General features: G+C 69.9%; 13 protein-coding genes. All 13 read left to right on the top strand.

Features of this window, described 5'->3' with window-relative positions:
- Positions 1 to 148: 148 nt before the first annotated feature.
- Positions 149 to 1,006 carry a replication-relaxation family protein gene (locus OWR29_RS26265; RefSeq protein ID WP_267565899.1) on the top strand — a complete coding sequence of 286 codons (858 nt, stop codon included), beginning with the start codon at positions 149 to 151 and terminating at the stop codon, positions 1,004 to 1,006.
- A gap of 422 nt (positions 1,007 to 1,428) precedes the next feature.
- Positions 1,429 to 2,211, top strand: coding sequence for a hypothetical protein (locus OWR29_RS26270; RefSeq protein WP_267565900.1), 783 nt, complete (start codon positions 1,429 to 1,431; stop codon positions 2,209 to 2,211).
- Positions 2,212 to 2,944: 733 nt separating this feature from the next.
- Positions 2,945 to 4,294: an FAD-dependent oxidoreductase gene (locus OWR29_RS26275; RefSeq protein ID WP_267565901.1), complete on the top strand. Its 1,350-nt coding sequence runs from the start codon at positions 2,945 to 2,947 to the stop codon at positions 4,292 to 4,294.
- Positions 4,295 to 4,362: 68 nt separating this feature from the next.
- Positions 4,363 to 4,692, top strand: coding sequence for a hypothetical protein (locus OWR29_RS26280; RefSeq protein ID WP_267565902.1), 330 nt, complete (start codon positions 4,363 to 4,365; stop codon positions 4,690 to 4,692).
- Between the two features lie 151 nt (positions 4,693 to 4,843).
- Positions 4,844 to 5,191 (top strand): histone-like nucleoid-structuring protein Lsr2, encoded by a 348-nt coding sequence (locus OWR29_RS26285; RefSeq protein ID WP_267565903.1) that lies wholly within the window; start codon positions 4,844 to 4,846, stop codon positions 5,189 to 5,191.
- Between the two features lie 590 nt (positions 5,192 to 5,781).
- The gene (locus tag OWR29_RS26290) at positions 5,782 to 6,783 is read left to right on the top strand and encodes a VldE C-terminal domain-containing protein (RefSeq protein WP_267565904.1); all 1,002 of its coding nucleotides are present in this window, start codon (positions 5,782 to 5,784) and stop codon (positions 6,781 to 6,783) included.
- A 178-nt stretch (positions 6,784 to 6,961) separates the two neighbouring features.
- The gene (locus OWR29_RS26295) at positions 6,962 to 7,792 is read left to right on the top strand and encodes a MarR family transcriptional regulator (protein WP_267565905.1); all 831 of its coding nucleotides are present in this window, start codon (positions 6,962 to 6,964) and stop codon (positions 7,790 to 7,792) included.
- Positions 7,793 to 7,890: 98 nt separating this feature from the next.
- Positions 7,891 to 8,535 (top strand): GGDEF domain-containing protein, encoded by a 645-nt coding sequence (locus OWR29_RS26300; protein WP_267565906.1) that lies wholly within the window; start codon positions 7,891 to 7,893, stop codon positions 8,533 to 8,535.
- A gap of 203 nt (positions 8,536 to 8,738) precedes the next feature.
- Entirely contained in the window at positions 8,739 to 9,971 is a 1,233-nt protein-coding gene (locus OWR29_RS26305) for a DUF4314 domain-containing protein (RefSeq protein ID WP_267565907.1), read from the top strand.
- Positions 9,968 to 10,636 carry a hypothetical protein gene (locus tag OWR29_RS26310; protein WP_267565908.1) on the top strand — a complete coding sequence of 223 codons (669 nt, stop codon included), beginning with the start codon at positions 9,968 to 9,970 and terminating at the stop codon, positions 10,634 to 10,636. The genes OWR29_RS26305 and OWR29_RS26310 overlap by 4 nt, the downstream gene beginning before the upstream one ends.
- Positions 10,633 to 11,007, top strand: a complete 375-nt coding sequence (locus OWR29_RS26315; protein WP_267565909.1) for a hypothetical protein — start codon at positions 10,633 to 10,635, stop codon at positions 11,005 to 11,007. The genes OWR29_RS26310 and OWR29_RS26315 overlap by 4 nt, the downstream gene beginning before the upstream one ends.
- A 233-nt stretch (positions 11,008 to 11,240) precedes the next feature.
- Entirely contained in the window at positions 11,241 to 12,347 is a 1,107-nt protein-coding gene (locus OWR29_RS26320; RefSeq protein ID WP_267565910.1) for an AAA family ATPase, read from the top strand.
- A 26-nt stretch (positions 12,348 to 12,373) separates the two neighbouring features.
- Positions 12,374 to 13,975, top strand: coding sequence for a VWA domain-containing protein (locus OWR29_RS26325; RefSeq protein ID WP_267565911.1), 1,602 nt, complete (start codon positions 12,374 to 12,376; stop codon positions 13,973 to 13,975).
- The last annotated feature ends 381 nt before the right edge of the window (positions 13,976 to 14,356 follow it).

The raw sequence follows: 14,356 nt of genomic DNA on the forward strand, positions 1-14,356 counted from the left end.
CCCCTTTTCTCATCCCAAGTCCTTCTCTTCCCGCTCTCGTCCTGCCTCGTCCTCAAACTCTTCGTTTCCCCGCTCCGGTTCCTCCCGGTCCTCGTCTCGAAGTTTCTCGTCTCGGTCCTCGTCGTCTCGCCTGGACCGCCTCGACCGGGTGCGTCGCCTGACCGCCCGCGACCACCTGCTGCTGGCCTGGCTCGCCGAGCACTACGTGCTGACCACCAGGCAGATCGCCGCCGCCCTGTTCCCGTCGCTGCGCTCGGCCCGGCTCCGGCTATCCGTGCTGCACTCGCTGCAGGCCGTGACCCGCTTCGTCGACGTCACCACCGGCGACGGCCACTACCTTTACACCCTCGGCCCGCTGGGCGCCGTGGTCTACCCGACGCAGTACAACGACCCGCTGCGCACCGACGGCCGCGAACCACGCTCCAGTGTGGAACGCACCGAACGCATCATCGGCAGCCGCCGGCTGCCGCACCTGCTCGGCACCAACCAGCTGTTCGTCGACCTGCACGCCTACACCCGCACCGACGGAAACGCGCGGCTGGCGCGCTGGTGGTCCGAGCAGCACGCCACCGCCGTGTACGGCGCCGTCGCCGCAGCCGCCGCCGGGCCGGGCATCCGCCCCGACGGGCACGGCGTCTGGGAAGCCGGCGGCCGGGAGGTCGGGTTCTTCCTCGAGCACGACAACGGCACCGAGACCATCGGCACCGTGCTGCGCAAGCTGCGCGAGTACGACCGCCTGGCAACCGGAGGCGGCCCCGGTTATCCGGTGCTGCTGCGCGTACCCGGCCGCCGCCGCGAGCAGCACCTGCTCGACGTGCTCGCCGGGGTGCGGCTCACAATGCCGGTCGCGACCGGCATCCACGACGAGCATCCCGCCGGACCGGCCTGGACACTGACCCACGACCCGACGCTGCGCCGCTGGCTGCACGAGCTGCCGTCCGACCACGGCCCGGACAACCCGGCCACCAACCCGCACCGCTACCCCGGCGGCACCGCCCAGGCGTAGCCGCCGGGCACTACCTGCTCCGGGTGGCCGCAAGAAGCCCGACAGCGCGTACCAAGGCCGACCGGCAACCTGACACAAGTCAGACAAGCGTCTGACAGAGCAGGTCAAAGCACTTTCCGACGATCATGACAGCGGCTGATTCTGACAGACCGTGCCGCTACCGTTTCCGGCAACACCTCTTTCATATATATCTCCACCCCGGTCCGGTCCCGCCTACGGGAACCACCGCCGCACCATCCGGTGCCCGCACCCACCGCCCTTTCGAGGCCGGTCGGCGCCCGCACCGCGCGGCAGCCCTACAGGTCGCACCGAACCACCAGCACCAACCTCTCTCCAGTCCCGTACGCATCGACCCATGCACCCAGTGGGCCGATCACTTCCGCGCGCCCCAAACGCGCCTGCATCCCGAGGAGGAACCCTTCATGACCACTCACACCGCAGCCCGCAACGGCCAGCGTGTCCCGAACCCGCCGGCCCCGGCTGCCGCCCAGCCCACCAGCAACAGCAACCCGAGCGTCGTCCGGCCGACCGCGACCATCACGACGATGATCGTGTGCCTGCCCGACGAGCTGTCGCGTGAGCCGCTGACGGCTCACCAACTCGACCCGCACTTCGGTGTCTCCGGCACCCTGCAGCCCCGGTTCTGGGCCAAGCCCAACCTGTACCTGTGGCAGCTGCGCCACCTGATCGGCCGGACGAAGGCCGTAAAGAACCAGCCCGAGTACTGCGCGGGCGGACCGGCAAAGCTGCTTCAGCTCACCGGCATGCGACACGCCGCCGGTGTCGGTGCGGGCATCCGCCACCAACTATGGCAGCAGACCGTGCAGGGCACCCGCCCCGCACAGCCCTGGGTCACCTTCCACACCCGGCACCTCACGGAGCCGACCAAGTACAGCTACGAGCAGGCCGCCGCCGACTTCTGGCAGCAGCCCCGCATCAGCGCGATGCGCGCACACAACGCGGCCAACGTCGGCACTCCCCTGGCGGTCGACGAGCTGGAGATGCTGCAGGCCGGAATCGCGGCCTACCAGCACTACAGCGCCATGACCGCGATCTGCGGCGACGCGCTGCGGACCGCCGAAGGCGCCAATCTGGCACCCGCCAGCGACGCCTTCGCCAACCGGGTGACCTACCTCGAGCAAGCCGTCCGATACCTGGCCGGCATCGAGAACACCGGCCAGCGACTCGTCGCGGTCTCCCTCTGAAATCCCACGGAACCAGTCCGGACGCTGCCGCCACCCCCTGCACCCAAGGGAAACGCGACAGCCCGGACTGGCTCCACCCTCCGCGCCGACTTCCCGTCCGTCACGTGCCCTACTGACGCACCAGATCGGAAACGTCCATGCGGGCATCTGTCGCGTAGCGCCCTGAACCAAGGGACCAGCGACCCGTTCGGACCGGCTCCACCCTCAACCGGCAGCTCAGGCCATCAGGTGAGCACATTGCCACCCCTGCGGCATACGAACCGCTCGGCGGCTCCAGCTACCCGCTTACCACCGGGCGATGGCCGCGCTAGTGGCCCCGCTCCCGGTTGACCGGCATCGCCCGCGCCTCGCGCACCGCCCATGGTGGGCGAAGCTCCGGCGCCAGGTGCCCGGGCGGGGGCGACACACCAAGCCTGGCCAGCGACACGGCCGTTCTTTGCCTCTTGCCCACCTTCAGCCGACCGGCTGAGCAGGGTGCGCGAGGTGCCCCTGCCTTCTGCCCGCCGTTTCCCGCTGACGCGGGCAGGCGCCGTTGGCCGGGACAGGCGCCGGGGCCACGCCGGGCACGCCGCCGTGACCGGGCGTCAGAGAAGCCCACGTACCAGCCGACCCATCAAGAACCCCGGGAAAGTCTTGCCTGGCCATGCGCCGTCATCCCGGGTTGCCCCGGGATACGCAGCACCGGTCAGCGCGGGTGCACCCCGGGGACACCCGAGAAAAGGGAGTCCCGCTCATGTCCGAGCCATTCACCCCGATCGCCAACCTGCTAGCCGCCGTCGCCGCGACACCGTCAGCCGCCGGAGGCATGCGAATGATCAACGAACGCGCCGCTGAATTTCCCAACCGGCTGGCCGCTCAGCTGACCGGGATCGCCCTCGATCCGGCCGGCCGCGAACTGGCCGAACGGTTCCTGGACGACTACTGGTCGGACGGCGACCGCCAGCAAAACCTTCTCGACGCCGCCGGCGAGGACCGCGAGGTCATCATCGGCAGCGGCTACCACGCCGCCGTCTACGCCGCGACCCGCGTGCTCGCCGGGCACCCCCGCCCGCTGGTACTCGAACGCGACCAGCGCGTCGGCGGCACCTTCGCCATGACCGCCCAGCCGGTGTTCACGCTCAACTCCCGCAACCGCCCCGGCGGGCCCGGCCCGGCCGGCGACCTGGGCGCCAGCCTCAACTTCCTGCCCGGCGCACCGATCCAGGCAGCCAGCGTGTCAGCCGCCGAGTATCAGACGAACTCCGACATGGCCTTCGTGATCCGGCTAACCCTTGCCCAAGCCGCCGACGTGGTACCCGCAGCAACGGTCACTGCTGTCGACGTCAACGGCGAAGGCCTCGAACTCGACCTCGACGGCCGCTACAGCGTGCCGGCCAGACGGGTCATCGACGCCAGAGGTCTGGGCGACCCGGAGGATCAGCATCTGGCCAATGGCACCACCATCCTCACCTTCCCGCAGTTCATGCACCGCATGGCCGGAACCTGGCCGCTGCGCGGCCTGCGCCGAGTCGCCGTCCTCGGCGGCGGCGACGCCGGTAAATGCGCCGTCGAGTCGCTGCTGGGTATCGCCCCCCAACCGGCCATGACCGCGGCCGCGCTCGACCGTGTCGATCGCGTCGACTGGTACGCAGACCGGCTACCGATCAGCTGTGAACAATGGCGGGAAGACACCCGCGGCCGGTACCTGGCGATCGGCGCCCACCTGCGCCCCGACCGCTCCGGCAGCCGTCGGCTGATCGTACTGCCGCGCCGCGCCACCGTCGCCGACCTGCCCGGGCTTGCCCTCATCGAGGGCCGCGGCTACGACCTGGCCGTGCTCTGCACCGGCAGCAAAGAAACCCTTATCCCAGGGCTGGGCGGCGTCGCCGACTGCGGCACCTACACCGTCGCCGGCGCCGGGCCCGTCGCTCAGAAGTACGTCGACCGGCCGGCATTCCGGATCGGCCCTCACGCGCAGCTGCCGTTCAGCGAACAGGAATTCATCGACGGCATCGCCGAGCAGCCCGGCAACGCCGCCGCCATGTTCCGGCTCAGCGGCAAAACCGCAGCCCTTGCCGCCACCCTGCCGCCCACACGGTCCTGAGCGTGCCCTGCGCAATCACGCCGCGGGCCGGCACCCGACACCAGGACACCACCGCAAAAGAGGAACCCGTGAACCCTTCCGAGCATGCGCCCGATCCCACCAACGCAGACACGACGGGAAACACCGAAAGCGGCCACGACAACACCGACGGCGGCCCACAGCAACCCGGCAAGTTCCGGCCCCTGGTGCTGTCGCCGCAGTCCGGGATTCGGCTCCTGACTGCCGGCGAAGCGATCGACGCGATCCACAGCGGCGACCACCCGCAGAGCAGCCTCGGCAGCACGGCTCTCGATGTCGCCGCCGCTGACGCCCTGCGTGCCGGCGCCATCGTGGCCTGCCTACTGCCCGACGGCCAGCTCGCGTTCATCCTCGCCCCAGCTACCCCGCCGCCGGTCTGACCTTCACCCGGCGCCGAACAGCTCCTGCTCGACCTGGCCCCGTATGACCTGGCCGATGCCCGGCCACCCGCGCGGCCCCACGCATCCCGGGTACGGCCTGTCAGGGCCGTGCCCGGGATTTCACCGCCAACACCAGCGGAAGGAACCCGCCATGGCTGTCCACATCCGGCGCATCATCGTCGACGACCTCGACCAGAGCACCGAAGGCGCCCGCACCTATCGCTTCGCCCTGGACGACAGCACCTACGAGATCGACCTCTGCGACCGCAACATCGAAAAGCTGCGCGCCGCGCTGTATCCCTACATCGCCGCCGGGCGACGGCAGCCGAAAGGCCGGCCCGCCAAGAACGGCAACGGTGCCCCAGGCGACAAGAGCAGTCCGAGCCGCCACTGGTGGTACGCCCACCGCAGCGATCCCGGCATGCCCGGCTACAACCCGCACGGCCCCATCCCGCAAGCCGTGACTGCAGCCTTCAACAACACCGCAACGCCGCAGTAAAGCTTGCCGCTGGGGTGCGCACTGCAACCCGTGCGCCAGTCGGTATCGGCTCGCCGGCCGCCTGTATGGGCCACGGTAAGCCGATACCCCTGGCGTCGCGCGCTACGGCGACTTTCCACTTACCGCGGTCACGCGGGCACAGCCAATGCTCGGCCATCGATGTTCGCCTTGCCTACCGCTCTTAGGCAGGGCCTCGTCGTGTCCACATCTCATCGATCATCCAGGAGTCCCTTTGTGAGTACCTACTGCTATGACACCGGCCGTCCGGCCGCTCTATTACTCGCCCATGACGGGGCCCGTCTCGACTTCGAATCCCCGCGGCGAACCTGTGCGACCCTGCTCGCGGCCGATGCCCGGCGCCGGTACAGCCCTGGCCCTTATTGCCGTCAGCGGTCACCTCGTGCCAGCCGACCGGGTCACCGCCGGTACGCCTGCCGCCGTCAACGGACTCGATACCGGGTTGATCAGGCTCGAGCCGGCAGACGGCACCGTTACCTGGCCCGCGAATCGGCCGGGCGGTTCGGCGGCGCAGTGATCCGATGGTCCGGCCGCCGTGATGCTCTGGCTGCTGGGCCGTCCGGCGGGCTGCGATGACGGCGCGTGGCGCCGCCGGGATCGCGGTTGCGGTGATCGGGATCCTGCTCGCCTGCGCCGCGCTGATCAGCCTGCCCGGTGCAGGCACGGCGACAACGAGCTGCCTGACGGCCTCCGGCACTACACCGGACGAAGAAGCCCATTCCGGGCCGGGCCCGGTCGGGATCTGGAGTGCCGACCAGATCGCCAACGCGGCCGTCATCGTCACCGTCGGCCAGCGCATGCAGTTCCCGGCCCGCGGCTGGGTGATCGCGGTCGCGGCCGCCATGCAGGAATCCTCGCTGATCAACACACCGAGCGGGGACCGCGACTCGGTCGGACTGTTCCAGCAGCGCCCATCACAAGGCTGGGGAACACCGGAACAGCTGAGAGATCCGCACTACGCGGCGAGCAGGTTCTACACCAAGCTGCTGACGACCCCCGGCTGGCACAGCATGCCGCTGGCCCGCGCCGCCCAGCACGTCCAGCGCAGCGGATACCCGCAGGCCTACGCGAAGTGGGAACCGGACGCCGTCCGGGTCATCGCCGCGGTCACCGCGGCACACCACCGCTGCGCCGCGCTGGCGATAGCGGCGGCACCCGCGGCGCGTAACCCCGATGGCTCCTGGCCACAGCAGCAGTGCAGCATCCGCCCGGACCCGACCACCGGAGCCGGCTGCATCACCCCTCGCCTCTACCACCTCGTCCAGCAAGCCGCCGCAGCTGGTTTCCCGCCGCCGGGCTGCTACCGCGTCGATGATCACGGCGAGCACCCCACCGGCCAGGCCTGCGACTGGATGATGACCGGCGGCCGGGAAGCCTCCGGCCTGCAGAAGGCCCACGGCGACGCGATGGCCGCGTGGGTGGTCGCCAACGCCGACCGGCTCGGCATCCGCTACGTCATCTGGTTCCGCATGATCTGGACACCCGACGACGGCTGGCACCCCTACAACAACCCGTACGGCGGCAACGACCCGTCCGGCTGGCACACCAACCACGTCCACATCAGCGTCCGCTGACCCCGCCCGCCGCGCGCCGAGCCGCACCACCCCACCCCACCGGCGAGCAGACCCGAAACGGCGCAGAACCCGACTGACGCCACCGTCACTTCCCCATCGAAAGCACTTGATTCCTTCGCCCACTGAAGCGTGGATCAGTGCACCCGCAAACCCACATACCCCCTGAGGAAGGGACTCCATGACCATCACCGGCAACCACCCCGACACGGCAGAACCGGCACACACCGCCTTCCGTGTCCTGGCCGCCCTGGCCGACCTGCACGAGGCCACCGCCGCCACCATCGCCGCGACCTGCGGCATCGCCTACTCCACCGTCACCCCGAAGCTGCGCGCCTGGCAGGAGTCCGGGCACGCCGAACGATTCCGCAGCAACGACAACCAGACACTGTGGCAGCTGACCGCCGCCGGCCGCGCCGCCACCAGCCGTCCCACCGATGCAACACCTGCCATCCCGCCCGACCCGGACGGACCACCGACACCCGACACACCCGACGACCTTGTCCGGGGAAGAAAGACCCCCGAACCACCTGCCGGTGCCGAGCCCAGCGAGACGCCCGGGCCGGACAACCCCAACCCCGGCCCTGATGCGGACAGCGCCAGGCGTCCAGCGGTACCGGTCGACACACCTGAGGCCAACACGAGCATCGACGCCACCACCCAGACGCCGGCGCCGAGCCCGAACGAATCTCCAGGCAACGCTGACGAGGGCAACGCCGGCCACGACGGCAACCACCCCGCCGCCGAGCCGGAGGACTTCGCTGTGCCGCAACGGCGGTCCTCGGGCTCGCTGCGCGACGCGATCCTGACCGCCCTGCGCGACCATCCCGGCCGCGGGCTCAAGGTCGCTGAGCTGTGCAGGCTGATCGACGCGGCGAACCGCGACACCGGCGCGAAGAAAGCCAGCGCGGGGGCGGTATCCAACGCGGCCCACAAACTCGTCGCCATCGGCAGCGCCGCTCTGATGGCAGAGAAACCCGCCACCTTCAGCCACCTACCGGCTGACGGCTGACCCGGCCCGGTACCCATCCGCCAGCCCGGAGGCAGGCGTCGAACGGCCAAGAACCACGCCCACCCCCGGTGCTCCTTACATGCGAAGGAGCTTTGTCAGTGTCTCCCATCCTGGAAGTAATCGTCACCGCCTGCGGCGGGGTCCTCGCAGGCTTGGCCGCCGCCGGGCCGCTGGTCTGGCACCGGCAGCGCCTGCTCAACCGCTGGCGATACCTGGCCCACCGCGACGACACCACCGGCCTGCCCAACCGGCGCGCCCTGCTGAGCGCCCTGGAACGCGCGTTACGCACCGCGAACGGGCCTGGGGTCGGCCTGATCGTGCTCGACCTCGACGGGTTCAAAGCCATCAACGACCAGTACGGCCATCAGGCCGGCAACGAAGTGCTCACCGCGGTCGGGCGGCGCCTGAGCGCACTCATCGATCCTGTTGCGCTGGCCGCCCGGCTCTCCGGCGACGAGTTCGCGCTGCTGGTCACCGGCGACACCAACCACATCGCCTACGCGGCCAGCGCCGCGTGGAGTCAGGTCAGCCGCGACCCGGTAGCGGTCGCCGGCACCTTCCGCCGGGTTCACGCCAGCGTCGGGCACGCAACCGCCGAACCCGGCACCACCGCCGCTGAACTGCTGCACGCCGCCGACATCGCCATGTACGAGGCGAAACGCACCCGCGGCGGCATCCGAGCCGCGACCGGCATCCCCCAAGGCCACTACGGCCGCCGCTACCGCGACCGGCCCCGCCACTAGCCACCGAAGCGACCCACAGCAGCCACGGGCTCGCCGACATCGTCTCGCGACGAGCCCGCCCATCAGCCTGCACGCACAAGCCCCGCCCGCCCGGCAGGCGATTCCCCTTGCCCTTGTTCAGAGCCATGGCCGCTCGCGGGTGATCGCCAACAAGGCCTATCCGAGACGTATCCCGGCACCGTTGTTCATGATCGGAGAAAGCAATGACCATCTTCCAGCCAGGGCAGCGCATCGCCCTGGTCCACACCGGCGACTTGCACACCCGGCTGCAGCCGGGCGACACCGGCACCGTGCAACGCCATGACCGTCAGCAGCAAATCGTCTACGTCCGCTGGGACACCGGCTCCGCCCTGGCCATGTGCCTCGACGCCGGCGACCGCATTCGACCCGTCGCGGCACCCGAGCGAATCAGCCGCGATCTGTTCCATCTGCATCCCGACCGGGTCGGGATCGGCAGCGCCGGGGTGTTCGCCGGCGACTGGGCCTGGCGCCACGGCCCCGACGGTGACCGCATCGAGGTGGGCTTCGCCGGCACCCTGATCGACCGCTGGAACGGCTGGGCCGTGTTTTCCTGCACCCGGCAGGTGGCCGAGGCGATCGTCGGCGACCAGCAGCACCAACGCCGCGCGCTGCGTGCCAGCCTGCACGCAGCAGGCGTACCGGACGCCGAGCTGGACAAGGAAGTGAACACCCAGCTTGCCGAGCTGCGCTTCGACGGTGACGTCCTCATCGCCGACCAGCGAGCAAGCGCCGACGACCCGGACGCCATCGCCCGATTTAGTCCGGACGTTGACGGCCGCTACATCGTGATGGGCTGGAACTGGTGCTGGCAGGCCGTCGACCCGGAGCGATGCGACCGCATCATCGGCGACCTACCCCAACCGGGCGACGAACAACAGTTCCTGCTGCTGCGCCACACCCCCGGCATGCAGGTGCCGCACACCCGGCTGCGGCTGACCGGCCTGCAACCGCGCCCCACCCGCTGCGAGATCGTTCCGGCAGCATTCACCGCCGTCCTGAACCTCGACGACCAACCGGTCGCCAAGCTCACCGGCCACGACGACGGAACCGTCACCCTCCAGCCTCCCGGGACGCTGAGCGGCGCCCTGCAGTCCTACGCGGCAAGATGCCGGCACCTGGGTCATGCAGTCACCGAAGCCCGCCTGCTGCGGGCGCTGGCCGACGAGATACTGCTCGATGAAGCGACCCGGTTCGCCGACGCCCACAAGGACACCCTGCTGCGGCTGATCGACGACACCAGCCGCACCCGCACGGTCACCATCCTCGACTCCATCCCGCACGACTTGGACGAGCGGCTTGCCGTCGGCCGTACGCTCACCAACCGGCCGCGACAGTCCTGGCAGATCTGGACCGGGCGCGACTGGTTCTCCGTGCCCGCAACGGGCACCGCCGCGCACCAGGCGAGCACGTCATGACCGAACTCGAGCGGCTCGGCGAACCCGCCGAGCAGACGGCACCGGCCACGACCGCGGCGCAACGGTTCCAGGCAGCTGATCGACGCCGGACTGCCGTGACCGTCCGCTGGAACAGCCTGCCCACCCCCGAGGCGCGTCGCGCATCCGGTCTGGCGCAAGACCTGGAAGCCGCCGACGCCGAGCGGCGCGCCGCCGTCGACGCCCTGCTGCGTGAGGCCGCCGGCAGACACCGGATCGACGAGCGGGCCGGCGTGTACCTGACCCTCGGCCCGGACCGCCGGTGGCAGATCGACCCGGACCATACCGACCAGGAACCGCTGTACGGCTACGAAATGGGGCCGGACAACCAAGGGTGCCAACACGACAACAGCGATCTGGACGACGAATGCCACCAGGTCGCCATCGCCGCCGACGACCTTGGACTGCCGACCCTTACCGAATTGGCCGGCCTCCTGTTGAACCACCTGTACAGGCCCGACCACGCCCGCCTGCCCGAACTCGCCCTCGACAGCCTGTCTGATCAAGCCTTGGACCACGTGAACGCCTGCCTCGACGCGGAGCGGCGACGACGAACCGGCCCAGCCGGCGAAACCGGCCCGCCGGACCCTCCGGCGTCCGGTTCGTCCGGGACCCTGTCATCGGTCCGGCCGGACGGCGCTCGATGACACCCGGCACCGAACCCGGCAAGGGCTCCGAACGGCAGCGCAGCGAACCCGACGAAAACGACGGCGGCCTGTCCGTTGGTGATCCGCTCACCCGGCACACCCGGCGACTGGCCCGCATGTGCGACACCTGCATCTTCCGGCCCGGCAACCCGATGCATCTGCAACCCGGACGGCTGGCCGAGCTGGTGAGCCAAACGCAGGCCAGCGACGGCTACATCGTTTGTCACAGCACCCTGCCCGGCGTCGCTCCGCCCGAGGTGCGACCAGCGGTCTGCCGAGGCTTCGCCGACCGCTACGACACCCAAGCCCTGCAGATCATCGCCAGGCTGTTCGGCTTCGACGACATAGACCCGGCATCGCTGACCAGCTAACGAGCTGACCCGACCCGGCACCCGAGATCGGCGGGCGAACCACGGGCGAGGCCCGGCGACGACACACCAGTTCATGACAGACCCCAACCCCAATTTTCGGGTGCGGCTTGCCTGACCGGCGACTGAACGCAGTCGCGGTGAAGGACGGCTTCACCCGTCTCCGATGTGCGGCCCGGCCGGCCTGCGCACCCGAGACGGGTGCGCAGGCCTGGCCCTTCCCAGAAAGGTCACCCATGACAGCACCCGCATCCCCGGACGGCCGCCGCAGCGGCGGCGCCCCGGGGCCCCTGTACCGCAAGGTCGCCCTCTACCTCAAAGAACATCCCGACGAAATCTTCACAGTCCGCGAGATCACGACGGCCATCGGCGCCCCGTCGACCGGCGCCGTGTTCGAAGCCGGCAAGAAAATGGCATCCCTCGGGCACGCCACCCACCACACCGGCCCACACCGTTTCCAGATCACCCCCGCCGGCATCGCCGCCGCCGGAACCCTGCCACCTGCACCACCCGGCAACCGCCGCACCGGCAGAGGACGCGGCACGCGACCGGAACCAGTCGAACGGCCCGGCGGGCAGAAGTACTACCCGCGCCGGCTGGCCGGCGGCTGGGACATCGACGTCCTGCGCACCCTGCGCCAGCAACAGGTCCCCGCTCTGCTATACGGACAACCAGGAACCGGCAAGACCGCCATGCTCGAGGCCGCCTTCCCGGACCTGCTCACCATCGCCGGCACCGGCGACACCCTGGTCGACGACTTCCTCGGCGCCTACGCCCCGCTACCCGGCGGCGGCTACGGCTTCAACTACGGCCTGCTCGTGCAAGCCATGCAGCAAGGCCGGGCCCTGCTGGTCGACGACGCCACCCTCATCCCACCCCGCGTGCTGGCCGTGCTCTACCCGGTGATGGACGGCCGCGGCAAAACCACCGTCACCACACCGCACGGCACCGAGACCGTCGAAGCCGCCGACGGGTTCTACGTGTGCGCAGGACACAACCCCGGCGTGCACGGCGCCATCCTCACCGAAGCCCTCAGCAGCCGCTTCACCGTCCAGATCGAGGTCACCACCGACTGGGACCTGGCCCGGACCCTCGGCGTCCCCAAACCCGTGGTCGCCGCCGCCATCGACCTCAACCTCGACCGCAACGCCGACACCATCAGCTGGGCACCTCAACTACGCGAACTGCTCGGCTTCGTCCAAGTCCGCGACACCCTCGGCATGACAGCCGCCCTGTCCAACCTCGCCGGCATCGCCCCCGAGGACTGCCGAGACAAGGTCACCGCCACCCTGTCGCGGCACACCGGCCAACCCATCACCGCCCTCGCGCTCGGCAAACGCTGACCACCCCTTCCGAGGAGGAACCTCCGATGACTCAACCGAACACGCACCGCGGCACCAGCCCGTCCATGACCGTTGTTCCTGACCCCGACTGGCAGCCGTGGTCGCAGGCATGGACCCGGCACGCGGCTGTGCTGACCGGCCGCACCGACCTGCACGTCGTCGTCGCCCCCGGCGCCGGCGGCGGCGCTCCCGAATGCTTCTACCCTGCCCTGCGGCGCATCGAAATCGACGCCACCTACATCGCCGACAACCCCGTCGTCGCCGACCCTCGCAAAGCCGGCCACAAACGCGTGGTCCCCACCGGCTACGGACTGCTGGTCCACGGCGCCGCCCACGCCGCCCACAGCCAATGGCAAACCCCGCCCGGCACCGCGCCGATCCTCGCCGAGGTTGCCGAACTGCTCGAAGAATCCCGCGCCGAACGCCAACAACGCACCCGCCGACGCGCCGACCGGCGCTGGCTACGCCACATGATCAACGCCGTCGTACACCCCGGCACCGCCCCGGTCGACGACGCCTGGCACGCCGGCGTCCTAGCCGCGCTGCTCCTGGCCCGCGTCGACGCACGCATCCTCACCAGCAAAGACGTCACCAGCATCCGCACCGCAGTCACCACCGTCTTAGGACGACAACGCCTACGCCAACTGCGAGACATATGGAAACACGCCCACACCGTCAACGACACCGACGCTACCACCATGATCGAACTAGCCCGCCAGTGGTGCACCATCCTCGGCATCGACCCCACCCAGCAGCCACAGATCCCTACCGCCGACCCCGGCGCCTTCCCCGGCCGACTCGCCCAAGCCCTGAGCGACTTCCTCGCCACCACAGCCGGGCTCACCCCCGCCGACTACCAAGCCCAACTTCACCACCGCCAGCACAGCGCACCCAGCAACTGGCCGCACACCACCCCGACCGCCCAGCACCAGACAGCCGCCCGGCACCTCGCCGACCGCCTCCAGCAGGCCCGCACCCGCCACCTCGAGCCAGGCGTACGCAGCTCCGCACTCCCACCCGGCCGACTGCACCCCCGGCACGCCATCACCGCCGACGCCCAAAAAGCCGCCAACCAGACACCCACCGCACAACCCTGGCGGCAACGCACCCAGCTCCCACCACCCAAACCCACCCTGCACCTGGGCGTACTGGTAGACCTATCCGGCTCCATGCGCACCTACGCAACGGAACTGTCGTCGGCCGCCTGGATCCTCGCCCACGCCGCCCGACGCGGCCACGCCGTCACCACCACCATCGGCTTCGGCAACCGCACCACCCTGCTCGTAGCGCCGCACAGCCGCCCCGAACAGATCCTGCACATGCAAACCGAAGGCGGCACCCACACCTTCGGCGAAGCCGTCAAACTCGCCGACCAACTACTCAACCTGCGCCACGCCCGCACCCTGCGCCTGCTCGCGGTCGTCTCCGACGGAGCACTGGCCGACAAACCCGCCGCCCAGAAACTCATCACCACCCTGCACCGCGCAGGCTGCGCCGTGCTCTGGCTCCACCTCACCGGAATGGCCCGGCACACCTTCGCCAACACCACATCGCTCACCGTCACCGACCCGATCGACGCCGTCACCCGCATCGCCGACGCCGCCGTTACGGCTGTCGAAACAGCCTGACCGCGGTGCCTGCCCGTTAACGGCGCTCTGACCACCAATTCGGTGGCCACAAGAGACGTAGGCGTTGCCAGTCATGTACGCGGCGGCCAAGGCGCGTCAGCATCCCGGCTACCTCGCCGCTCGGCGATTACACACGCTCAGCGTGGCGGCATGGCCGACAGATCAGCGAGCATGGGGCAAGACGGTCGCCCGGCACGTCGGTGGAGGAAGACCGTCGTACGTTCCTGTAGCGGCTCCGCACGGCAGTGACACCTCGCGGAACAGCTGACGTGTCTGATGTGGGCTAATCAGGCACTTCTCATAGGTGCCCATCCTTCAGCGGTCAAGCAGGACGGTGGCTCTGGCCAGCAACACTCCCGGGCCACCGTCTTGGTCGGCTTG

This window comes from Paractinoplanes pyxinae (genome assembly GCF_026626335.1).
GTDB classification, from domain to species: Bacteria; Actinomycetota; Actinomycetes; order Mycobacteriales; family Micromonosporaceae; genus Actinoplanes; species Actinoplanes pyxinae.